The organism is Aeromonas media, assembly GCF_020423125.1.
GTDB lineage: Bacteria > Pseudomonadota > Gammaproteobacteria > Enterobacterales > Aeromonadaceae > Aeromonas > Aeromonas media.
In genome coordinates this window covers 2019821-2041207 of record NZ_CP075564.1, presented here as the reverse complement: position 1 = coordinate 2041207, position 21387 = coordinate 2019821, and the positions used below count along the sequence as shown (strand labels likewise).

General features: G+C 62.8%; 20 protein-coding genes and 5 tRNA genes. 14 read left to right on the top strand and 11 right to left on the bottom strand.

Annotation, left to right across the window (positions count from 1 at the left end; translation table 11 throughout):
* Positions 1-116: 116 nt before the first annotated feature.
* Entirely contained in the window at positions 117-776 is a 660-nt protein-coding gene (gene hxpB, locus KI797_RS09370; protein ID WP_226172716.1) for a hexitol phosphatase HxpB, read from the top strand.
* Between the two features lie 153 nt (positions 777-929).
* A complete protein-coding gene (locus tag KI797_RS09365) occupies positions 930-1133 on the top strand; it encodes a CPXCG motif-containing cysteine-rich protein (protein WP_005324812.1) in 204 nt (67 codons plus the stop codon).
* 555 nt (positions 1134-1688) lie between these two features.
* Here the strand turns inward: KI797_RS09365 and KI797_RS09360 are convergent.
* Positions 1689-2306, bottom strand: coding sequence for a riboflavin synthase subunit alpha (locus KI797_RS09360; RefSeq protein ID WP_226172713.1), 618 nt, complete (start codon positions 2304-2306; stop codon positions 1689-1691).
* 136 nt (positions 2307-2442) lie between these two features.
* Here KI797_RS09360 and KI797_RS09355 point away from each other — a divergent pair, with 136 nt between their 5' ends.
* The 7 genes from KI797_RS09355 (at position 2443) to KI797_RS09325 (ending at position 4823) form a co-directional block, all read left to right on the top strand.
* A complete protein-coding gene (locus tag KI797_RS09355; RefSeq protein WP_005324956.1) occupies positions 2443-2649 on the top strand; it encodes a YaeP family protein in 207 nt (68 codons plus the stop codon).
* Positions 2650-2800: 151 nt separating this feature from the next.
* The gene (locus KI797_RS09350; RefSeq protein ID WP_226172710.1) at positions 2801-4180 is read left to right on the top strand and encodes an MATE family efflux transporter; all 1380 of its coding nucleotides are present in this window, start codon (positions 2801-2803) and stop codon (positions 4178-4180) included.
* Positions 4181-4350: 170 nt separating this feature from the next.
* Positions 4351-4427 (top strand) — tRNA-Val (locus KI797_RS09345).
* Positions 4428-4438: 11 nt separating this feature from the next.
* A tRNA-Val gene (locus KI797_RS09340) sits at positions 4439-4515 on the top strand.
* A 15-nt stretch (positions 4516-4530) separates the two neighbouring features.
* Positions 4531-4607, top strand: a tRNA-Val gene (locus KI797_RS09335).
* 26 nt (positions 4608-4633) lie between these two features.
* Positions 4634-4710 (top strand) — tRNA-Val (locus tag KI797_RS09330).
* A gap of 36 nt (positions 4711-4746) precedes the next feature.
* Positions 4747-4823: transfer RNA gene (locus KI797_RS09325), tRNA-Val, on the top strand.
* Between the two features lie 104 nt (positions 4824-4927).
* Here KI797_RS09325 and KI797_RS09320 read toward each other — a convergent pair.
* Positions 4928-7357: a DNA polymerase II gene (locus KI797_RS09320; RefSeq protein ID WP_226172708.1), complete on the bottom strand. Its 2430-nt coding sequence runs from the start codon at positions 7355-7357 to the stop codon at positions 4928-4930.
* A 184-nt stretch (positions 7358-7541) separates the two neighbouring features.
* Between KI797_RS09320 and KI797_RS09315 the strand changes: the two genes are divergently transcribed.
* Positions 7542-8174 (top strand): type II toxin-antitoxin system RelE family toxin, encoded by a 633-nt coding sequence (locus KI797_RS09315; RefSeq protein ID WP_226172705.1) that lies wholly within the window; start codon positions 7542-7544, stop codon positions 8172-8174.
* Positions 8175-8216: 42 nt separating this feature from the next.
* On the top strand, positions 8217-9095 hold the full coding sequence (locus KI797_RS09310) for a pirin family protein (protein ID WP_042649103.1): 879 nt from the start codon (positions 8217-8219) through the stop codon (positions 9093-9095).
* A gap of 602 nt (positions 9096-9697) precedes the next feature.
* Here KI797_RS09310 and KI797_RS09305 read toward each other — a convergent pair.
* From KI797_RS09305 to KI797_RS09290, 4 genes are all read right to left on the bottom strand, one after another.
* Entirely contained in the window at positions 9698-10558 is an 861-nt protein-coding gene (locus KI797_RS09305; RefSeq protein ID WP_005324946.1) for a PA4780 family RIO1-like protein kinase, read from the bottom strand.
* Between the two features lie 184 nt (positions 10559-10742).
* Entirely contained in the window at positions 10743-11738 is a 996-nt protein-coding gene (locus KI797_RS09300) for an LpxL/LpxP family acyltransferase (RefSeq protein WP_226173062.1), read from the bottom strand.
* 152 nt (positions 11739-11890) lie between these two features.
* Entirely contained in the window at positions 11891-12880 is a 990-nt protein-coding gene (lpxM, locus tag KI797_RS09295; RefSeq protein WP_041205691.1) for a lauroyl-Kdo(2)-lipid IV(A) myristoyltransferase, read from the bottom strand.
* 225 nt (positions 12881-13105) lie between these two features.
* Complete coding sequence (locus KI797_RS09290; RefSeq protein WP_041205690.1) at positions 13106-14086, bottom strand: TDT family transporter; 981 nt, start codon at positions 14084-14086, stop codon at positions 13106-13108.
* Between the two features lie 103 nt (positions 14087-14189).
* Here KI797_RS09290 and KI797_RS09285 point away from each other — a divergent pair, with 103 nt between their 5' ends.
* On the top strand, positions 14190-15080 hold the full coding sequence (locus KI797_RS09285; protein WP_042649102.1) for a LysR substrate-binding domain-containing protein: 891 nt from the start codon (positions 14190-14192) through the stop codon (positions 15078-15080).
* Positions 15081-15148: 68 nt separating this feature from the next.
* Here the strand turns inward: KI797_RS09285 and KI797_RS09280 are convergent, their stop codons facing one another.
* Positions 15149-16138 carry a Gfo/Idh/MocA family protein gene (locus KI797_RS09280; RefSeq protein WP_041205689.1) on the bottom strand — a complete coding sequence of 330 codons (990 nt, stop codon included), beginning with the start codon at positions 16136-16138 and terminating at the stop codon, positions 15149-15151.
* A gap of 74 nt (positions 16139-16212) precedes the next feature.
* On the bottom strand, positions 16213-17058 hold the full coding sequence (gene nfo / locus KI797_RS09275) for a deoxyribonuclease IV (protein ID WP_005324932.1): 846 nt from the start codon (positions 17056-17058) through the stop codon (positions 16213-16215).
* 686 nt (positions 17059-17744) lie between these two features.
* Between nfo and KI797_RS09270 the strand changes: the two genes are divergently transcribed.
* Positions 17745-18038, top strand: coding sequence for an antibiotic biosynthesis monooxygenase family protein (locus KI797_RS09270; protein WP_041205686.1), 294 nt, complete (start codon positions 17745-17747; stop codon positions 18036-18038).
* Positions 18039-18076: 38 nt separating this feature from the next.
* Here KI797_RS09270 and pdxY read toward each other — a convergent pair whose 3' ends face one another.
* The 3 genes from pdxY to KI797_RS09255 all read right to left on the bottom strand — a co-directional run bounded on the left by pdxY (position 18077) and on the right by KI797_RS09255 (position 20686).
* Positions 18077-18952 carry a pyridoxal kinase PdxY gene (gene pdxY, locus KI797_RS09265; protein WP_041205684.1) on the bottom strand — a complete coding sequence of 292 codons (876 nt, stop codon included), beginning with the start codon at positions 18950-18952 and terminating at the stop codon, positions 18077-18079.
* A 336-nt stretch (positions 18953-19288) separates the two neighbouring features.
* Positions 19289-20044: a DUF429 domain-containing protein gene (locus KI797_RS09260; protein ID WP_226172702.1), complete on the bottom strand. Its 756-nt coding sequence runs from the start codon at positions 20042-20044 to the stop codon at positions 19289-19291.
* Positions 20045-20122: 78 nt separating this feature from the next.
* Positions 20123-20686: a VC2662 family protein gene (locus KI797_RS09255; RefSeq protein ID WP_005324927.1), complete on the bottom strand. Its 564-nt coding sequence runs from the start codon at positions 20684-20686 to the stop codon at positions 20123-20125.
* Positions 20687-20986: 300 nt separating this feature from the next.
* Here KI797_RS09255 and KI797_RS09250 point away from each other — a divergent pair, with 300 nt between their 5' ends.
* Positions 20987-21337: a phasin family protein gene (locus tag KI797_RS09250; protein WP_041205680.1), complete on the top strand. Its 351-nt coding sequence runs from the start codon at positions 20987-20989 to the stop codon at positions 21335-21337.
* The last annotated feature ends 50 nt before the right edge of the window (positions 21338-21387 follow it).

Below are 21387 nucleotides of genomic sequence, written 5' to 3'. Positions count from 1 at the left end.
GTCACCTAAAAACAAACGTTTATCTGCGTGATCCGGCGCAAGGGGCAGGCTTCTGCCCCTTTTCCATTGAAGCGCCGGGCTTATAATCCCCCCTTCACCTATGTCAGGAGTACAAGATGTTAACTGCCGTGATCTTCGATATGGATGGTGTTCTGATCGACTCGGAACCCTTTTGGCAACGGGCCCAGATGGCCGTCTTCTCCGAGCTGGGCCACTTCCACACCGAGGAGGACTGCAACTCCACCATAGGGGTGCGCATCGATCAGCTGGTGGCCCACTGGTATCGCCTGCGCCCCTGGAACGGCCCGACCCAGGAAGAGGTGGTCCAGCGCATCCTGGATCAGGTGATAGCGCTCATCCTGCAGGAGGGTCAGGCCAAGGCCGGCGTGCTGGAAGCCCTCGACCTCATCGAGGCCCGTGGCCTCAAGATTGGCCTGGCCACCTCCTCACCCTTCACCATGGTGGAGGCGGTGCTCGGCAAACTCGGCATCCGGGATCGCTTCATGGCGGTCCACTCCGCCGAGGTGGAGCGCTTTGGCAAGCCCCACCCGGATGTCTATATCCACGCCGCCGAGAAGCTAGGCGTCGAACCCGTGCACTGTCTGGCCATCGAGGACAGCTTCACCGGCCTGCTGGCGGCCAAGGCGGCCTCCATGAAGGCGCTGATCGTGCCGGACCCGGCCCTGGTCGGCGATCCACGCCTCGCCATCGCCGATCACCAGCTGCATTCGCTCGCCGAGCTGGATGCCGACATGCTGGCCCGCTGGGTGGCTTGAATCCATCCGGGGCCAAGGGCGTGTCGGATCAGAACATCGGGGCACCGTGCATCCCTTGAACCCTGTCATAAACGTACGCCCGCTCGCGGTTGGGCCGCCTCTTGCCGACTAGAATCAGGGAGAGAGGCGGCCCAAGGGCCCGAGGAGGTCACCATGATCGAATACATCAGCAAGCGCATCGTCTGCCCGCACTGCGGCCACCACACCCGGGTCGAGCTGGATGCCAGCCAGGGGGATCAGGAGTTCTACGAGGACTGCATGGCCTGTTGCAATCCGATCCACCTGCGATTGCACCGGGATGACGCTCGCGACTGCCTGCAGCTGTTTGTGGATGCGGACGACGAGCAGATGTTCTGATTGCCGTTTCGATGGCTTGGCCTGCATGAAGCAGCCTGTGTCATCGGGTGCATACGTGATGGCGTCACCCTGCGCTGGGGATGAGGACTGAAGCGACGCCATGCTGTCGATTCCAGGCTCGCTTCTCTTCAGGTACCTGAGCCCCTCAAAATGATCCCATAGAAAAAAGCCCCTCGGAGAACCTCAAATCATCCTGAAGTTCGCCAAGGGGCCTTGTCGCTTATGTGATGGTTGTCGGCTCATGGATGTGCCAGACACTCGAAGTGTAGGTCCGGTTTCATCCTTCGGCCAGCGTCAGACAGCCAGGCTCCGTGAGACACAGCAGGCCAAGGGGTTGCCGGCCACGCCGGGCATGGTGTTTATCCTCGCCACAGGGTTCTCCTGTTCATCGCTTTGGGCCCGTCATCTCGATGGGCTTCTTCTGGCTCAGCCGCTGCAAGATGCGGACACAGGCCCATGACGGCCTGGGTTCTGCGTTGACTGAAGCCTTTACAGCCACGGATAGGACAGGTCCCCATGATGCATGGCCCAGCTTGAGGGGTGAACGCAGGCGGATCAGGCTGACTGGCGCGCCGCCAGCACCCGCTCCACCGTGTCGACGATGGCCTGGGTCTGGGGATCGATCTCGATATTGGTCTGCCAGCCCGCCTTGATCCAGCCCAGGTTGGTGCGGGCCAGGGTCTCGGGAATGAGGTTGACGCAAAACTCGCTGCCGCGCACCTCGCCTATGGTCAGGCTGATACCGTCGATGCCGATGTAGCCCTTGGTCAGCACGTATTTCATCAGTTCGGGGGCGAGGCGGTACCACACCTGGCGATTGTTGGGGGTGTCGATGACCGAGGTCACCTCGGCCGTGCCCATGATGTGGCCGGACATGGCATGGCCGCCAATCTCGTCGCCAAAGCGGGCGGCCCGCTCCACATTGACCTTGTCCCCTACCCCGAGCGTACCGAGGTTGGTGAGGCGCAGGGTCTCCTGCATCAGATCGAAGCTGACCAGGTCCCCCTCCACCCGGGTGACCGTCAGGCAGCAGCCGTTGTGGGCCACGGAGGCGCCAAGCGCCAGCCCCTCACCCCAGGCCGGGCTCGGCATGCGGATCACATGGGTGCGAAAGTTGGGCAGCTCTTCGATGGCCACCAGTTCGGCGGTTCCCTGTACTATGCCGGTGAACATGTCTCGTCTCCACGCTGTAATAAAATTGTCGGCAGGTTACCCCCGGCCACAGTGCAAGACAAGGGTGCCGGCTGACAAGGCGGGCCCCGATCGTTATAGTGACCCCATTCAATCCAGGCTTAACGAGGAAACAAAAATGCAGGTATATCAGTGCTGTGAAGCCATTCGTATCGCCTACAACCAGATAGGCTCCGGCGAGCAGGGCTATGTGCCCCAGGCCATCGCCGCCAGCATACGGGCGCTCAACGCCGTGGCGAGCGACGACAGGGTGCCGGCAGACCTTCGCGAGCAAGCCGCCTACGCCGCCGCCAACCTGCTGATCAGCGATCACGAAGACGCCTGATCCCGGGTAGAAATGCGCCGCCAACCTTCCCCGTTGGCGGATTTTCAGGCTAGAATGACACCCCCGCGTTTTGTCTCCTCCCGGCAGGAGATAAAAGCCCCTCTCATTTACCCGTTCTTTTCTCTTTTATCTGATCCACTCGGAGGTGTCAGTGCAACGTTATTGGACCGAGGCGAAGCAGCTCGTTCGTCTAGCCAGCCCCATACTGGTGGCCCAGGTGGCCCAGATCGCCATGAACTTCGTCGATACAGTGATGGCGGGTCAGGTCAGCGCCGTGGATCTCGCCGCCGTGTCGGTGGCCTCCAGCTTCTGGCTGCCGATCATCTTGCTGGTGCAGGGCATCATCATGGCGCTCACCCCCATCGTTTCCCAGCTCAACGGGGCCCGCAAGCGGGACGAGATCCGTCCGGCCGTGCATCAGGGCTTCTGGCTCGCACTGATGGTGACCCCCATCGCCATGCTGGCGCTCTACTTCAGCCCGCTGGCGCTGCAGTTCATGGATGTGGATCCCGTGATGGCGGAGAAGACCGCCGGTTACCTGCATGCCATCCTGTGGGGCCTGCCCGCCTTCGTGCTGTTCCAGGTGCTGCGCAACTTCAGCGAGGGGCTCTCCCATACCATGCCCACCATGGTGATAGGGTTTGTCGGGCTGGCGGTCAACATCCCCGCCAACTACATCTTCATCCACGGCCACTTTGGCATGCCGAAACTCGGCGGCGTCGGCTGCGGCGTGGCCACCGCCATCGTGCTCTGGGCCATGCTGCTGGCGATGATCGCCTACGTGAAGCTCTCCCCCCACTTCAAGAAGATCAACCTGTTCGCCCAGTTGGCACGCCCCAACGGCAGCCGGATCTGGCGCCTGTTTCGCTTAGGGTTCCCCATCGCCATGGCCATCTTCTGCGAGGTAACCCTGTTCACCGTGGTGGCACTGATGCTAGCCCCCTTCGGCGCCGAAACAGTGGCAAGCCACCAGATAGCGCTCAACTTCTCCAGCCTAGTGTTCATGCTGCCGCTCTCCATTGGCGTCGGTGTGACCATCAGAGTCGGCCACAGCATAGGGGAAGGCCAGCCGGAGCAGGCCCGGGTCGCCGCCCGCACCGGTCTGATGCTCGGCATGGCGGTGGCCGCCGGTACCGCCGCCCTGACGGTGTTGCTGCGCGAGCCCATCGCAGGAATCTATACCGATGATCTCCAGGTGATCACGCTGGCCGCCACCCTGCTGTTCTTCGCCGCCATCTACCAGATCTCCGATTCGGTGCAGGTGGTGGCCGCCGCCGCCCTGCGCGGCTACAAGGACACCCAGGCGATTTTCTACATCACCATCATCGCCTACTGGGGCATGGGGCTGCCCACCGGCATGATCCTGGGGCTGACCGACTGGGTGGTGCCGCGCATGGGGCCGCAGGGTTTCTGGGTCGGCTTCATCGTCGGCCTCACCGGCGCCGCCCTGATGCTGGGGGCGCGGCTGAGGTTCATCTATGGCCGCTTCGCGAGCCCGGAGGCCTGCACCGCGCTTTCCCGGGCCCAATAAAGGGCGCCACGACGCCGCTCAATCGAGCTGCTCGCCTGCAAAATCAACAGGCTGCGCAAGAACTGGGCAAACAGTCTCCTTTGTGCATGTCCCTTGTTGACAGCCTTTGGGGGCATGGGTAGTATGCCGACCACGCAAGCGACGTCGTGTTCGCTTGCGTGATGAAAAGCGGGTTTATAGCTCAGTTGGTTAGAGCACTACCTTGACATGGTAGGGGTCGTTGGTTCGAATCCAATTAAACCCACCACTTTTCGCGATGCGTCCTTAGCTCAGCTGGTTAGAGCACCACCTTGACATGGTGGGGGTCGGTGGTTCGAATCCACTAGGACGCACCATCACGACACTGTTATGCGTCCTTAGCTCAGCTGGTTAGAGCATCACCTTGACATGGTGGGGGTCGGTGGTTCGAATCCACTAGGACGCACCATAACAGTTTGAATAAATTGCAGATGTGGGTTTATAGCTCAGTTGGTTAGAGCACTACCTTGACATGGTAGGGGTCGTTGGTTCGAATCCAATTAAACCCACCACTCCCCTGCAAATGAAAAAGCCGCATCGCGCACCCTGCGTCCTTAGCTCAGCTGGTTAGAGCATCACCTTGACATGGTGGGGGTCGGTGGTTCGAATCCACTAGGACGCACCAAATTTGAAAAGCCCGCTCTTTGAGCGGGCTTTTTGCATTCTGACGTTGCACTGTCCTCCCGGTCATCCTGACCCGGATCAGCCCCGGCTGTGGGGACTACCTCGCTAGAAGAGATCCAGCTGCTGGCCGCAGATACGGTCGAACGACTCGCCGATGAAGGGGAGGATGGCGTCGGCGATGGGCCTCAGCTGCTTGTCGATGTAGTGCTCGTAGTCGATGGCGCTGCGCCTGTACTCCAGCGGCTCTGGGCCGTTGAGGGTCATCAGATAGGCGATGGTGCCCCTGTGCTGATAGCGCTGGGGCAAGCCGCGGCGCAGGTTCTCTTCGTCCGCCAGGCGCGCCGCCCGCACGTGGGGCGGCACATTCTTCTGATACTCCTCGAGTTTTTGGCGCAGCCGCTTGCGGTAGATGAGCAGATCGTCGTGCAGGCCAGCACGGGTCTCATCCACCATGGTGCGCACATAGCCGCTGGGATCTTCATCGTGAAACACCAGCTCATAGAGGCGGGTCTGAAACTGCTTGGCCAGCATGGTCCAGTCGGTGCGCACAGATTCGAGCCCCTTGAACACCAGCTGCTCACTCCCCTCCTGCCCCTCGCCGCCGACCAGGCCGGCATAGCGCTTCTTGCTCCCCTTCTCCAGCCCGCGGATGGTCGGCATCAGGAAGCGGCGGTAGTGGGTCTCGTATTCGATCTCGAGATAACAGGGCAGATCGAACTCGCGCCTGATCAGCGCCGTCCAGTTGTCGTTGATCATGGTGGCCAGCTCGCGGCCTATCTGTTCGGCCTGCTGCGGGCTGGTCTCCCTGTTCAGGTGAACGAAGGTGGAGTCGGTGTCGCCATAGATCACCTCGAACCCCTTGGCCTCTATCCACTCCCGGGTCTGCTGCATGATGCTGTGACCACGCAAAGTGATCGATGATGCCAGCCTGGGATCATAGAAGCGGCAGCCCCCCGATCCCAGCACGCCGTAGAAGGAGTTCATGATGATCTTGATGGCCTGGGAGAGCGCCTTGTTGCTGGCCGCCTTGGCCCTATCCCGCGCCGCCCACAGGGTGGCGATAAGGTCAGGCAGAAAGTGCCGCTCGCGGGAGAAGAGGGCGCCGCGAAAGCCGGGAATAGCCTGTTCGGGGTGCTGCAACCCCTCCACCAGCCCCATGGGGTCGATGCAGAAGGTGCGGATGATGCTGGGGTACAGGCTCTTGAAATCGAGCACCAGCACGTGGCGATAGAGACCGGGCTTGGAGTCCATCACATAGCCGCCGGGACTGGCGAGCCCACCATCGGCGGGCAGATTGGGGGCCACGTAGCCGCCGCGATGCAGCCGCGGCAGATAGAGATTGGTAAACGCCGCCACCGAGCCCCCCACCCGGTCGAGCTCAAGGCCGGTGAGGGAGGCACGCTCTACGGCAAAGGGGATGAGGTGGCAGTAGTCGAAGATCTCCCACACCAGCTTGCAGTCTTCCAGGTTGTAGCGGGCCAGCGCCTCCTTGTCGGAGTGGAACAGCTCGGTGATCTTCTCCCCCCGGTTCGCCACGTCCTCGATATCCTTGCCGCGACCGAGCAATTCGCTCGCCACCGCATCCAGGCTGTAGCTGGCAAACTGCCAGGTGGCGCTTTTCAGGGTGTCGATACCATCGAGCACCATGCGCCCCGGGATGATGACGTTGCCGGTCTGGGGATCGCCCCGCGACGAGCGCCAGAAGCAGAGCTCGCGCCCTCGCCCCAGCCGCAGCCGCCGCTTGCCCAATTCGGCGCGGCGCAGCAGCAGGCGAAAGTCGAAGTTCACCACGTTCCAGCCGATCACCAGATCCGGATCGTGCAGAGTGAACCAGCTCTCCAGCGCGCCGAGCAGGGCGCTTTCATCCGCCACCCACTCGACCTGGGTGCCCCAGCTGTCGGCATCCGCCTCCGGGTTGCCTATCATGATGACCCGCGCATCCTGCTCGCTGTAAAGACCGACCGAGAAAAGCGCCCCGTCCATGGCACACTCCACGTCCAGCGACACCCAGGAGAGGGTCGGCATCACCGCCTGGGGCGCGCAGCGTGCCTCGTTCACCTCCCAGTAGCCCTGCCTGCCCCCCTTTTTTACCGCCCGGCCATCGAAACGCACGCCGGCGGTGATGAAGCGCTCCATCAGGAAGCGCTCAGGCAGCCGGATATCCGCCTCGAAGTGCTCCAGCCCGCGAATGAGCAGCAGCTCGATGGCGCGGTGAAAGGCGCTCAGGGTGGCAAAATAGCAACCCACCACAGGGCGGCCATCGAAGGTGTGCATGGGCAGGCGGCGAAACCGCCCGCTCACTCCGGCGCCCTTGAACAACTCGGCGGCTTCGGCCATGTGGCTCTGTGGCAGGAAGAAGACCGGCTCCTGCCCCGTCACCACCAGTCGCACCGGCCCCTGGGCACTCCAGAGCCACATCACGATTTCGGTCGTGGCAGCCTGCCCGTTGCGGCCACGCACGTCCCGACCGTGGCGGGTCAGGATAAAACCGTCGAGCGGCGGGGTGACAGGAACGGGGGGCTGGGTCGCAGTCATGAAGAATAGGGGGTCGGCCTTGGGATGGGACTATTGTACATTCATACAGTGCCCGGCCGCAATTCCCCCGCGTCATGGGGCGGCCTGGCGCCTTATGGGGGTTGGGTCTGCCATCTGCGGCCGGATTGGTGCATAGTCAGGCTATCATCCGTCCATTGCGTCCTTTCATGGCACTTGGAGCATCATGCGCATCGCCCTCCTTATTCCCCTGCTGGCCCTGGGCCTTGGCGCCTGCAGCAGCTCGGACACCGGCCAGGGCGCCCGGGGGCCTGTCCCCTCCCCCTGGTGGTATCAGGATTACTACTACTATTGGGACGACTACTACCCTTGGTGCTGCGACAACCAGGGGGAGTTCGACGAGCTGATCAAGAAGTGGTGGAGCGGGCTCGATCCGGAGCACCAGCAAGAGATCAGGGAGAAGTATCAGGATTGGCAGGAGAACCCTGGCCAGCCAGACGTAGCCGCCCTGCGAGGGGATCTGGCGAGCCGCTGGCATGCCATGACGCCGGCGCAGCAACAGGCGCTGCGTGACAACCGGCAGAACAGACCCAGCATCAGCAACCCGGGCAACTCCCCCCGCTCACCGCTGGACGACAGAGGCGGCACTCTCCCCAGGACCGAGAATGGCCTGCTAGCCCCCGGGGCGCTACCCAAGGCCGACAACGCTTTGCTGACCCCCTCCACTCAGCCCAAGGTGGATGCCAGACCCCACCTCCCTCGCACCATGACCACGCCGGTGCGCACCCCCACCGTCAGACCGGCGATAAGACCCGGCTTCGCCCCCATGAGAAGCTTCCCGGCGATCCGCCGCCGTTAGGGCGAAAACCTTACGCCATCAACTCATTGCAAGGAGCACGACATGACGCAACAGTGGCAACGTATTTCCTCCCGCCTCACCGATGTGGGCGGCATCCCGGTGGCCCGCGCCCTCCCGGTCAAGGAGCGACGCACCATAGGGCCCTGGTGCTTTCTCGACCACATAGGGCCGACCCGCTTCGCCCCCGACGCCCCCGGGCTGGACGTGGGGCCCCATCCCCATATCGCCCTGCAGACCTTCACCTGGATGCTGGCGGGGGAGATCCTCCACCGGGACAGCCTGGGCAGCGAGCAGGTGATCCGCCCGGGCCAGGTGAATCTGATGACCGCCGGACGGGGCATAGCCCACACCGAGGAGTCCCTGGCCGGCCACCCCGACTTGCACGCCGCCCAGCTCTGGATAGCCCTGCCCGAGGCGGATCAGCACACCCCGCCCCGCTTCGATCACTACCCGAGACTCCCCCGCTGGCAGCAAGAGGGGATCGATCTCACCCTGCTCATCGGCGAGCACAGCGGCCAGCGCGCCCCCACCCTGCACTTCTCCCCCATCCTGGGGCTGGATCTGCACACCCCACAGGGGGGAGAAATCACCCTCTCCCTGGATCCCGCCTTCGAGCACGGGCTCTTCCCCTTGCAGGGAGAGGCGACCATAGCAGGGGAAGCGCTCGCCCCAGAGCAGCTCCTCTATCTGCCACCGGGCACCCGGGCGCTGAAGGTGGCACTCGGCCCAGACACCCGCCTGCTGCTCATCGGCGGCGAGCCCCTGGCCAAGCCGCTGCAGATCTGGTGGAACTTCGTGAGCTTCAGCCCCGAGGCCATTCGCACCGCCGCCCTGGATTGGGAGAGCGGACACCCCCGCTTCGGCGAGGTGGTGGGTTACGTTGGGCCGCGCCTAGTCGCTCCGCCCCTTGCCGGGCTCTGAGCCCGACAAGACAGACTTACCGTAACGGCACATATCGAATCGAGAGCTGCCTGCAGACCTGCCAGACGTGGAATCGATCGTTTCAACACGGCCGGTAGCGGGCGTTCTTGGTGAGCAGCAAGGATTGTTTATGGATTTATCACCCTTCTATCACGCCAGCGCAGCTGTCTCCGTCCAGATACTCTTCGGATACCGCTTTGGGCACTGGGGATATGGCGGCCTCATGGGGTGCATATGGTTTGTCGCACGAGAGCAGACACAGGCAGAATATAGATGGATAGCGCTGTTCGGGCAGGGGCGAAGGATCAACATGCCTTGGTGGGGAGGATTCGATCCCAGCGTCTGGGAACTGGGGAGTGTGGTGGATTTTCTGGTGCCGATCGCCGTGTGTACACTGGTGTTTGTGGTTGCACGCCGAACCAGCAGGCAGACTTGCGGAGCCAGCTTGTGAAGTGGCAACCATGTTCCCGGCTGATCCACCACTTAAACAAAGAGGGGCACATAGCCCCTCTCGTCATTGCAACCCCTTTGCACAACCAGCCTGATAGAGGTCGGTGCCCTGACACAAGGAAAGTAGACAGGAGGCGCGCCTCAAGTGCGCATCAGAACTCCTCTTCCTGCTCGGCCTTCAGCCTGGCACGACGGGCCATGGCCTCTTCCTGTGCACTCTCGATCTCGTGCAGCACCCCGTCCACATCGATGGCCTCGGCACTCTCCTCGAACAGGCCGGTCAGCTCGGTTTCCGGGCCGAGCTTGCCATCTTCGAACAGGGCCCACATCTCCCTGGCATAACGGGTCTTGAGCAGCTCGGGAGCATAGATGCCGTAGTAGTTGCGCATGTTGTTGACGTCCCGCTCCAGCATGGCCCTGGCCTGGTTGTTGGCGGCGGCATTCACCACCTGGGGCAGGTCGATGATGACGGGGCCCTGCTCGTCCACCAGCACGTTGAACTCGGAGAGATCCCCGTGGATGAGGCCGGCGCAGAGCATGCGCACCACGTAGCGGATCACCTTGCCGTGATCGATGAGCGCCTGCTCGGGCGAGAGCGCCACGTCGTTGAGGCGGGGCGCGACGTTGCCGTCGGCGTCAGTGATGAGCTCCATCAAGAGCACGCCGTCCAGGCAGACATAGGGGGTGGGCACCCGCACGCCGGCAGCAGCCAGCTTGAACAGGGCATCCACCTCGGTGTTCTGCCACACCTCTTCGTGCTGCTTGCGACCGTACTTGGAGCCCTTCTCCATGGCGCGAGCATCGCGGCTGCCCCGCACCTTGCGCCCTTCCTGATAGACCACGGCCTGCTTGAAGCTGCGTTTGGAGGCCTCTTTATAAACTTTGGCGCAGCGGATCTCGTCGCCGCAGCGCACCACATAGACGTCGGCTTCTTTGCCGCTCATCAGCCGGCTGATGACATCGTCGACCAGGCCGTCATCAACCAGAGGTTGGATTCGATTTGGAATTTTCATGACCGCCCTTTTACCTTATTTGCACCTTGTTTGCACCTTGTTTGCGCCTGTTTGCACATGACGGGAGGCCAGACAGGGCCCCGCTTTGGTCCCCCACCGGCCACTTGCCGGGAGTGGCCTGGTATGCCCCGCGCCAACCACCTCTCCCTGGTTGTCAAAACGACCCGCAAGGGAACCCTGTGGTTCAATGCTCGGGGGGCAGCCCCTGGCGGATGCGCCGGATCCCCTCTTCGTAGAGGCCATCCTCCCCTTCGTTATCCGCTTGGGTCTCGAAAATCTTGAGAAACCACATGTACTGCTCGGGGAAGCGGCCGAGCTGCTGCTCCACGGTGCGGTTCATGGCGTTGACATCCGCCTCCAGATCAGCGGTGGGATAAGGGTCGAACGGCGGCTCCACCTCGAGCCGGTAGCAGCCCTCATCCTCGTCATAGCAGGCCAGGATAGGCATGGCCCGGGCGCCGGTCAGCTTCACCAGCTTGGGGAGGGCCGGCAGGGTCGCCTTGGGGTGGCCGAAGAAGGGCACGAAGATGCTCGCCTCCCGGCCATGATCCTGATCCGGCAGATAGAAGAAGCTGTCGCCGCTGCGCAGGGCCTTGATGGCCGGCTTGATGCCGACGCTGCGCTCATAGACACGCCCGCCTTTGCTGCGCTCGCGGTTGATATACCAGTCGAACACCGCATCCTTGGGGCTCTTCATCATGGTGCACAGGGGCACCCCCTCATCGGTCAGGTAGCGGCCGATCATGTCCACCGCCCAGGTGTGGGGCACCACGAAGATCATGGGGCGCCCGGCGGCCAGCTCGGCTTCGATATGCTCCCAGCCACGCACCTTGATCCGCCGTTTGAGGAAGGCGGGGCTGCGCCAGGTGAGCTCGCCAAAGCCCATGAAGGTCTTGAGGCCGACCCGGATGGACTTGAGCAGCAACCGCTCGCGCCCGACCGCATCCAGCGCGGGGAAACAGATCTTGAGGTTGGTCTCGGCGATGTAGGCCTGCTTCCTGGAGAAGCGCAGCAACAGGGGCGCCAGGGCATCGGCCAGCTTGTCTCTGTAGCTGGCCGGGATCCAGGCCAGCAGGGAGAGCAGGGCAAGCGCCAGCCAGCTACCCCACAGACGGGGGTGCAGCAGACGCAGATGAAAGGAGGTGTCAAACACCGGATCTTGTGCGGACATGGTCGCCATCGAATCATCAAAACAGACCGTCATTTTAGTGATCCTGACATTTTTTTCTACCCGAGATCCCCCAAGGCGGGTCGCCAAGTCACTGATCAGACTAGTTAGAAATAAAAAGTGGCCCACATGGGGCCACTTGGAAATGCACATCAAGCTGCGGTTCAGGAATGAGGGCTGAGTCCCTTGCGGATGCGACGTATGCCCTCTTCATAGAGGCCGTCTTCCCCCTCCTGATCCTCGCGAGTATCGAAGATCTTGAGGAACCACATGTACTGTCCCGGGTGGCGAGTCAGCTGCCGCTCCACGCAATCGTTCATGCGGCAGGTATCGGCCATCAGGTCATCGCTCGGGTAGTCGGCGAAGGGGGCCTCGATCTCCAGCCGGTAGCAGTGCGCCGCCTCGTCATAGCAGGCCAGCACCGGCACGGCGCGGGCACCGGTCAGCTTGACCAGCCGTGGCAGGGCCGGCAGGGTCGCCTTGGGATGCTTGAAGAAGGGCACGAACAGGCTCGCCTCGCGGCCATGATCCTGATCCGGCAGATAGAAGAAGCTCAGACCGGACTTGACCGCCTTGATCACCGGCTTGATGCCGGCGCTGCGTTCATAGACGCGGCAGCCATTCTTGGCCCGCTCGCGGTTGATGTGCCAGTCGAACACCGGGTTGCGGGCGCTCTTCATCATGGTGCACATGGGCAGGCCCCGCTGGGAGAAGTAGTAGCCCGCCGCATCGATGGGCCAGCTGTGGGGCACCACCAGGATCACCGGACGGCCTGCGGCTTGCTCGGCATCAATGTGTTCCCATCCGCTCACCTGGATGCGCTTCATCAGGTACTCGGGGCTGCGCACCGTGAACTCGCCGAACCCCAGCAGGCTCTTGAGGCCGACCCGGATCGAGGTCATCAGAATGGCGTCCCGCTCTGCCTCGCTCTGCTCCTTGAAGCAGATGGCGAGGTTGGTTCTGGCGATGTAGACCTGCTTCTTCGAGATCTTGAGCACCAGGGGCGCCAAGGCATCAGCCAGCTTGTCACGCAAACGGGGCGGCACATAGGCGAGCACGCCGAGCACACCGAGGGCGAGCCAGCTCAGCCAGTAACGCGGGTGCAGCAAACGGGTCTGGAAGGCAGAATCAAACACGGGATCTTGGGAGGGCATGGGTACTATCAAACGGTGAAAGTGGGCAATTGCGGCCATCCTGACAGGTAATACCAGTGAAAACCACCTTAATATCACCTGAATGAGCGACTATTTGAGCCTTTTCACGAATTGACTGCAGGCTCCTGTCACCCTGTCGGTGACTGCCGCTCACTCCTTGAGCCAGGCCCTTATGCAGCAGACCCCGCCAGGCGGGGTCTGCTCGTTGATGAGACCGGCTGCACCTTAGCGACGCACGGGCTGATCCAGCATGCCGACCTGGCCCAGCGGCAGGAAAAACATCAGGTAACGCAGCACCACATAGCCGACGATCAGGGTCGCCGCACCAAGTTCCAGATAGGCCAGCTGATTGATCTGCGCAACATAGTCGACCGCCTCTGGCCACTGCGACAGCAACTGACCCACCTTGAACAGGGCGGTGGCGCCGATCACCAGGGGGAAGGTGAAGGCGGCATAACCCGGCGAGAACGGCAGGCGCAGCAGCTTGATGAAGGCCAGGTAGATGATGCCTGTCATCAGCACGGCTATCCCCAGCAGCACGGCCACCAGCAGCAGGGAGGGATCCTGGCTCACGGTCAGGTAGCCGGCGAGCGACAGGCTGGCAGGAGCCGCCAGGATGGCGATGGTGGGCTTGGCAGCATCCGGCACCTCGTGGCTGAAGATGAGGCGATAGAGCATCAGCGGCAGCATCAGGCCGTAGCAGGCCATGCCGAACCAGAGCAGGCCATTGGCAAGGGCAGCGAAGGGGCCACCCGGGTAGGCGACGTCGGCCACGATGATCCCCACCGGCGGCACGAACCAGCTCGGCACCATGTGGTGAATTTCAAACGCCTTGGCCCTGTGCCAGACGAAGGTGGCGAGGAACACCAGGTGAAGGATCACCGCAAACAACCAGAGCCCCTGACCCAGGGTCGGGGCCAGCAGCCCGACCGCCTTGGAGACCACCATGGTTCCCATGGCATAGGTGGGCACCACGCTGCCCACCACAGGGTGAGCGAGATCCTGCCACAGCAGACGCGGGTGCAGCAGGAACTTGATGGTGAGAACGAGGAGCAGCACGGCAGCGATGGCGGCTCCCAGCAGTTGCAGGCGGCCATCGAACTGACCGGCATTTTCCCAACACCAGCCGAGGCTGGCGATCCCGAGAGCCAGCCCGGCCATGGGGGTCGGGGCGGCGGCAAGGGAGCGACGGGTGCGTGCGATCATGACTGGTACCCTCTTGTGGATGACGATGTGCATAGGATAAAGAGGGTCTATCGTTTACGATATCTAAATGAATTGAACAAAGCGTTTAGGAAAATCAAACAACATGAAACTGACCCTGCAACAACTCAAGGTGTTCGCCACCATAGCCCGCCACGGCAACCTGGGTGGCGCAGCGGGCGAGCTCTGCCTCAGCAAGGGGGCCGTCTCCCAGTCGTTGCAGGAGCTGGAGCGCCAACTCGCCACCCCGCTGTTCGATCGGGTACATCCCAGGCTCCAGCTCAACAACGAAGGGCGCCTGCTGCAACCGGCCGCCGAGGAGCTGCTGACCCGGATGCAGGAGATAGAGCAGTTGTTCAGTCCGGATGCCGAGCCGAGCGGCCAGCTGCGCCTGGGGGCCAGCCAGACCATAGGCAACTACCTGCTGCCCAGTCTGCTGGCGGGCGGCGCCCAGGAGCTGGGCGCCGCCCCCAGAGTGACCATCGCCAACACCCACCTGCTGTGCCACTCCCTCGCCCACTTCGAGCTGGATCTGGCTCTCATCGAGGGGGAGAACCATCACCCGGAGCTGGTGAGCGAGTTCTGGCTTGAAGACGAGATGCTGATCATAGCCCCGCCCCAGCACCCCCTGGCGGGGCAGCGGGATCTGCCCCTTTCCCTGCTCGCAGGCGAAACCTGGGTGCTGCGCGAGCCCCAATCAGGGAGCCGCGAGCAGTTCGAGCAGCAGATCCAGCCCAGGCTGCCGCGCTGGCAGGCGGGGCTCGAGCTCAACACCCTGGAGGCGGTGATGCTGGCGGTGGAGAAGGGGCTCGGCATCTCCTTTATCTCCCGCCTCGCGGTCTCCGATCGGCTGCACAGCGGCCGCCTGGTGGCGCTCACCCCTAGCCAGACCTTCCCTCGCCAGCTATCCCTCGTCTGGCACAAGCAGAAGTTCCACTCCGCGGCCCTGCGCCGCTTCCTCACCTTCTGCCGTACCCAGAGCCTGCCCACTCCCTGAGCCTACAGCCACGGTCAAACAACAGAGGGCGCCGTGGCGCCCTCTGGAGTGCGGGAAAAAGAGTGGCGCTATCGGCCCGCACCATGCAGCCCCGTCTCGACCCAGCCCAGCACCCGCCGCGTCAGGGCATGGGACAGCCAGGGAGAGTCCAGCAGCCGGTGGCGGATACAGTCGGTGAAATGATCCGCCTCGTGTTGCATGCCGCCCCCCTGCACCGGCAGGTAGATGTCCTCCGGCCAGGCGGCCGGCGGCGTACCGCCCTGCCAGCGAATGTGCTGGGGGTTCCACCACTTGCCCTCGATGACCAGGGTCCACTCCTCCCCCGAGAGCCAGGCTTCTCTGTCGAGATCTTCGGCGATGGAGGCGCATAGCTCGGCCGAGAAGGGGCCGCCGAAGTTGAAGCGGGCCGCGAGGTCCACCTCCCCCGGTGCCCGTTCCAGCGCCACTTCGGGGGCCTTGGTCGCGAGCCCCAGTCGCTCGCAGAGGGCGGCATAGAGCCACAGCGGGTAGACCCCCACATCCCAGGCGGCGCCGCCGTCCAGGGCAGGATCGAACAGTTTGCCGACCCGGGGCGGGGCCGAGCCAAACGCCGCGCGCAGGTTGCGGGGCGCGGGCAGCAGAGGCAGCCGCTGCAGCAGGGCACGCATGGCGGGGAAACACATCACCTTCATGGCTTCGAGCAGCAACAGGCCGCGCTCATGGGCGAGTGCCACCAGGGCGTCCCAATCCCTCAACCGGGTCACCGCCGGTTTCTCCACCAGCACGTGCTTGCCCGCCAGCAGCATCTGCCTGATCAGGGCGGCGTGCTGTGGGTGGATCACAGCCACATAGACGGCCTCCACCTCGGGGCTCTCGGCCAGGGCCTGATAGCTGCCATAGGCAAACTCCAGCCCCTGCTCACGGGCGAACTCGTCGGCCCGCCCCTGATCCCGGGCGGCGATCGCCACCACACGCCCGCCCCTGGCGTACTGATTGACGTCGCGGCAAAAACGCCTGGCGATGGCACCCGCCCCGGCGATCCCCCAGCGCAGCAGTGGCGCGGTTCCCTGTGATTGCATCTTGTCTCCTCGTGTGGGTAATGGCCCCGGCCATAGGACGGGACAGCACCATCTATTCGGGCTGTCCCTGCGGCTCAGGCCCTGGCCAGGCTGCGCAGCCAGCTTATCTCGTCACTCCAGATCGTCTCGTCTATGGTCTCGAGGATAAGCGGAATGCCATCGAAACGGTGGTCGTTCATGATGTGGTGGAATACCGCCTCCCCGAGATTCCCCTCCCGCAGGCTGTGGTGGCGATCGACCCGACTACCGAAGGTACACTTGGCCCCGTTGATATGCATCCCCTTGAGGTACTCAAAGCCCACGATGCGGTCAAAGTCGGCGAACACGGCGACGCAGGACTCCGGGGTGCGCAGATCGTAACCGGCGGCGAAGGCGTGGCAGGTGTCAAAGCAGACGCCGACCCGGCTCTTGTCCTCCACCCCCTCAATCAGGGTGGCCAGGTGTTCGAACGACCAGCCGAGGTTGGTGCCCTGGCCGGCGGTGTTCTCGATCACCGCGGTAACCCCTTCGCTGCGTTCCAGCGCCCAGTTGATGGACTCGCTCACCAGTTTCAGACTCGCCGCCTCGGGGATCTGCTTGAGGTGACTGCCGGGGTGAAAGTTCAGATAGCAGAGCCCGAGCTGCTCGCAGCGTTTGATCTCGTCCAAAAATGCATCCCGTGACTTGGCCAGGGCATCGGGATCGGGGTGGCCCAGGTTGATGAGGTAGCTGTCGTGGGGCAGGATCTGCTCGGGGCGAAAGCCCCCCTTGTCGCAAGCCTGCTTGAAGGCGCGGATGCTGGCCTGCGACAGAGGCGCCGCCTGCCACTGGCGCTGATTCTTGGTGAACAGGGCGAAGGCGTTGGCCCCGATAGCCTGGGCACGGGCTATGGTGTTCTCCACCCCGCCGGCCGCACTGACGTGGGCGCCGATAAATTTCATCTTGTCTCCTCTGCGCGTTGCCATGTCCCCTCCCCGAACGTTGTAGGCGCGGGACAAGGTACATGGTGATGGGGCGTCATTATGCCCAAGCCCGCCCCTTGCGCCAAACCGGGATTGTCGAGATGACCCTGGTCATCTCGGCCACCTCTCTTGATCTCCCCTCCCACTTATCGCTCTCCTTCTCCTGGTAAGGCCTTGTGGCATGCAGGTACCGCTGGCTTTGCTGACGAATATCACTGGCCCATGTTTTCTGTGCCATCAACCCGACCACCGGCTGTTCTGTGGCCGCCAACAGCAATAACTCGCTGGTGTGTGCACGCTCCGATGACCAAAGGAGAGCATGAGCCTCTCTTCCAGCACCAGTAACAGCGCATGTTGTTGTGCATGCGCAGCCGTGAACCAGTAGACACCTTCCATCTCGGCGGGAACAGGGCAAGGCAGCGGGTCATGGCGTTCAACCTGAGCAGATTGTGCCTGTGCTCATTGGATGGGGTTGGTGAGTGGCATGTGAAATTGCCCTGGGCCGATAACAAAAGATGGTGCCCACTGGCGGGAACAAGAGCTCAATAAAATCTGAGTGATGTTCGGGAGCTTGCGTACAAGAGAAAGGCCCTGAGGCTGACCTTGTTTATTGGTGCATTCGCTGCTGAAATGGCCCCTTCATCGAGAAACGGCAAGGATCCATCATGATATTGGAAGTCGCCCCGCTGCAGATCATCCCGGGCCAGGCTGCCGCCTTCGAGCAGGCATTCGAGCAGGCCCAGTGCATCATCAGCACCCAGCCCGGTTACGCCGGCCACCAGTTGCAACGCTCACTGACCGATCCCCACCGCTACCTGCTGCTGGTCAACTGGCAACGGCTCGAGGATCATACCCAGGGATTTCGCGGCTCCCCTCAGTATCAGGAGTGGAAGGCGCTGCTCCACCACTTCTACGATCCCTTCCCCACAGTGGAGCATTTTCAGGCCGTACAACCGTGATCAGCCAAGGATGAGCTTGGCCGATCACGGTTGAGGCATCACACCACCCCGTCGGCCAGCCGCTCGGCCCTGTGTGCGATCTGCGGCTCGGCGAAGGCGGCCTGGGCCGCGATCAGCTGCAACTCGTAGGCCTGCGCCTGCCAGGTGTGCCGCAGCACAGTATCCACAGCCGCATTGGTGCGCTCAAACGCCGTCACCGCATCAAACCCCGCCTGCAGGTTGGCCAGCATCAGGGCGCTGATGAGATCCCCCACCCCCACCGGTTGGCGGGCAAATTCATAGAGCGGACGGGCGATCAGGTAATCCCCATCCGGGGTAGCCAAGAGCATCTCGAAGCGACCCGGCTCGCGGGCGGCACGCCCCAGATGCTTGACCAGCACCATCTTGACGCCGCTTTCCAGCAGTTGGTGGGCGGCGGCGCGGGTCTGGGCCAGGGTCGTCAGGTGGGCGCCGCACAGGGTCTCCAGCTCCAGCAGGTTGGGGGCCATGATGTCCGCCACCGGCAGCGCCTGCTCGGTGAGGAAGCGGGTCACACCGGGGGCGACTATGCACCCCTTCTCCGGGTGGCCCATGACGGGATCGCAAAAATAGATAGCCGCCGGATTGGCCGCCTTGACCGCAGCCACCACGGTCAGGATCTCGCTCCCCTGCTCCGCCGAGCCCAGATAGCCGCTCAGCACGGCATCGCACCGCCCCAGTACTTCTATATCCCCCAGCCCCTTGCACAGGGCGCTGATATGGCCGGCGGGCATTGCCATCCCCTGCCAGCCTGCCGCGTACTGGGTGTGATTGGAAAACTGCACCGTGTTGACGGGCCAGACCTCCATGCCGAGACGGCGCATGGGGAAGACGGCGGCGCTGTTGCCGGCACAGCCAAATACCACGTGGGACTGGATAGAGAGAATGCGTTTCATCGACACCACCACTGAAGAAGCATGAGGAAAGCGGGCAATATATCGGATGCAGAGCGGGCTCTGCCAGTGATTCCCGGTAACCCTCACCATTTATGCGGCGAAATGACCATTCCATGGAGTGTTACGCCAACGTCCTCCGCCCTTGTTCAACTTGGTGAACCAAAACCGTCTCGGTCTCGTCGGTGTGACATGGGTTCTTCATACTCTTGTTTGATGGCATATGAGGGCATTTTTAATACAGGCAGGCGGATGGCGGGAGACAGCATCGAGTAAGAGCGACTAGGCGTGGATGGCACTGAGCCCGAGGCCGATGACCCCGGGCTTTGTAGTTAAGGCTTAGGGCCTGGCGAAGTGATAGACCCAGCCTTCGTCCAGGGGGAAGTCGGGGGGCACAGAGACAAGATCCGGCAGGGAGGTGACGGCTCCCCCGGCGGCATATTGCAGCGCCATCAGGGCGCAGAGGGCGGCGTCGTAGCGATCCGTCCCGGCCACCACATCAGCTGGCAAGGAGGCCGCTACCTCCTCCCTGGCCGGTGAGGCCTTGCCTGCCACCTTGGCGAGGGCCGGATAGACCTCCAGCACGGCGCGCTCGGCATGGGGCGCCAACCTGGGCACAAGCTGCAGACCCCCAAGGCGCGGCAACATGGAGAGCGCCAGAGTGGCGTTGTTGCCGAGTCTGTCGAAGGTGGCCGATAGCGGCTTCTTGCCGTATTGCTGATGCAACCAGCGCTCGCAGTCCCGATAGGCATAGGGGTTGTCTATCTCCCGCTGGGGCACGGCGCACTCGACGCCCCTCCCCGCCAGCAACTCGCCGAGGGCACGGGGAAATGCCAGCGGGGCGTCGATGCCGAGTGCCAGTCGCGGGCAGGCCAGCGCCTGCATCAGCGCCATCTCGTCTTGCAGCGCCGGACGCAGCAAGGCATCCAGATCCGGCGCCACCCGGGAGCTCAATCGAAACAGAGGGGAGACCCCGAGCCAGTGCAACTGCTGCGTGCGGCTCTGCCAGCCCACCACGGCCAGCGCCTGGGCATTGCCCTGCCAGCCCCTTACATCCCAACCGATGCCGATCGCATCCATGTGTTCCGTTGTCATGCCCCTGTCACCTTTGCTCACTATTGATGGAGCACAGGGTAATGGCTGCGCCTCCTAAAGCAAGGTCAGGCTCCCCTCCTAGAAGGATTTCTTGAAATTGATGAGGGGCAAGATGGGGAAGATGCCGTTCTCGGCGTAGTTGGCGAGGCCTATCTGCAGACCATCAAGGTGTTTTGTGGCATTGATGAAACCAAGCTGGAAGGTGGTGCGCTCGGCATAATTGACAAAGCCGACGTTGGCCAAGGCATTGCCTTGGGCGATGTTGACCGCCCCCCAGTTCAGCCCCTGCACATTGTTGGTCAGGTTGACGAAGCCCAGGTTGACCCCGGTGTCCTGCCCCTCATGCCAGTTGACGGCATTGATGGCGACCCCGCCGAACTGATGGCGCACCCGACCAGCGCCGAAGAAGATGCCGAGCTGCAGACCGGTGAACTGATCCACGTCGGAGAGTGCGAACACCGGCAGGTCAATGCCCTTCACCTGGCCGGTGCGGCCATACAGGAAGGAGGCGCGTGCGCCTTCCACCTGGTGGGACGAAGGCAGGTTGATGCCGGGCAGGGAGATCTGGACCGGAGTGCTGGCCTGGGCGGTGCCGGCGAGGGCCAGCGCGGAGCAACCGAGCAGCAGGGCGAGAGGGTTCATCGGGATTCCTTGGCAGTCTGAATGACGTGCCAGCCTACCAGCGCGGCGCTGGCGGGACGAGCGTGCACCAGGCCCCGTGCGTCACCTCTCGTCTGACCCCACTCCCGGCGAGGAACGCTGACAAAAAAATTCAAACAGATATTAACATTTATGTCATTTACACCAAACCGCATTTGATTGCAGAATGCTCAAACGTGTGTTTGAACAGAGCAAACAACACGTGAACATGGATGACGAGTTGTACCCACTCTGGGCCAGTTGGCTCATAACAATACAGTTCAGCCGAAATGGAGACGCATGATGAATATGGACATACTCAAGAGCTTTACCGAGCAGATGCAAGGCTTTGCCTCCCCCCTCACCCGCTACAACCAGTTGCTGGCCAGCAATATTGAACAGCTGACCCGGTTGCAGCTCGCCTCCGCCAACGCCTACGCCGAACTGGGCCTCAACCAGTTGCAGGCCGTGAGCAAGGTGCAGGATACCCAGAGCCTGGCAGCGCTCGGCACAGTGCAACTGGAGACCGCCAGCCAGCTCTCCCGCCAGATGCTGGACGATATCCAGAAGCTGAGCGCCCTCGGCCAGCAGTTCAAGGAAGAACTGGATACCCTGACCGCGGACGGCATCAAGAAGAGCACGGGCAAGGCCTGATAACCCCTGGCTGCCCGCTCGGGCAGCCACATCTCCCCACGACTCGACAG

What these genes read in the sequence shown, in the direction of transcription:
- lpxM (WP_041205691.1), bottom strand. Translation starts at nt 12,880, where the DNA reads ATGCCCTCCCAAGATCCCGTGTTTGATTCTGCCTTCCAGACCCGTTTG.
- nfo (WP_005324932.1), bottom strand. Translation starts at nt 17,058, where the DNA reads ATGAAATTTATCGGCGCCCACGTCAGTGCGGCCGGCGGGGTGGAGAAC.
- KI797_RS09255 (WP_005324927.1), bottom strand. Translation starts at nt 20,686, where the DNA reads ATGAACCCTCTCGCCCTGCTGCTCGGTTGCTCCGCGCTGGCCCTCGCC.
- KI797_RS09365 (WP_005324812.1), top strand. Translation starts at nt 930, where the DNA reads ATGATCGAATACATCAGCAAGCGCATCGTCTGCCCGCACTGCGGCCAC.
- KI797_RS09250 (WP_041205680.1), top strand. Translation starts at nt 20,987, where the DNA reads ATGAATATGGACATACTCAAGAGCTTTACCGAGCAGATGCAAGGCTTT.
- KI797_RS09310 (WP_042649103.1), top strand. Translation starts at nt 8,217, where the DNA reads ATGACGCAACAGTGGCAACGTATTTCCTCCCGCCTCACCGATGTGGGC.
- KI797_RS09270 (WP_041205686.1), top strand. Translation starts at nt 17,745, where the DNA reads ATGATATTGGAAGTCGCCCCGCTGCAGATCATCCCGGGCCAGGCTGCC.
- KI797_RS09260 (WP_226172702.1), bottom strand. Translation starts at nt 20,044, where the DNA reads ATGACAACGGAACACATGGATGCGATCGGCATCGGTTGGGATGTAAGG.
- pdxY (WP_041205684.1), bottom strand. Translation starts at nt 18,952, where the DNA reads ATGAAACGCATTCTCTCTATCCAGTCCCACGTGGTATTTGGCTGTGCC.
- KI797_RS09355 (WP_005324956.1), top strand. Translation starts at nt 2,443, where the DNA reads ATGCAGGTATATCAGTGCTGTGAAGCCATTCGTATCGCCTACAACCAG.
- KI797_RS09360 (WP_226172713.1), bottom strand. Translation starts at nt 2,306, where the DNA reads ATGTTCACCGGCATAGTACAGGGAACCGCCGAACTGGTGGCCATCGAA.
- KI797_RS09290 (WP_041205690.1), bottom strand. Translation starts at nt 14,086, where the DNA reads ATGATCGCACGCACCCGTCGCTCCCTTGCCGCCGCCCCGACCCCCATG.
- KI797_RS09315 (WP_226172705.1), top strand. Translation starts at nt 7,542, where the DNA reads ATGCGCATCGCCCTCCTTATTCCCCTGCTGGCCCTGGGCCTTGGCGCC.
- KI797_RS09285 (WP_042649102.1), top strand. Translation starts at nt 14,190, where the DNA reads ATGAAACTGACCCTGCAACAACTCAAGGTGTTCGCCACCATAGCCCGC.
- KI797_RS09320 (WP_226172708.1), bottom strand. Translation starts at nt 7,357, where the DNA reads ATGACTGCGACCCAGCCCCCCGTTCCTGTCACCCCGCCGCTCGACGGT.
- KI797_RS09280 (WP_041205689.1), bottom strand. Translation starts at nt 16,138, where the DNA reads ATGCAATCACAGGGAACCGCGCCACTGCTGCGCTGGGGGATCGCCGGG.
- KI797_RS09300 (WP_226173062.1), bottom strand. Translation starts at nt 11,738, where the DNA reads ATGGCGACCATGTCCGCACAAGATCCGGTGTTTGACACCTCCTTTCAT.
- hxpB (WP_226172716.1), top strand. Translation starts at nt 117, where the DNA reads ATGTTAACTGCCGTGATCTTCGATATGGATGGTGTTCTGATCGACTCG.
- KI797_RS09305 (WP_005324946.1), bottom strand. Translation starts at nt 10,558, where the DNA reads ATGAAAATTCCAAATCGAATCCAACCTCTGGTTGATGACGGCCTGGTC.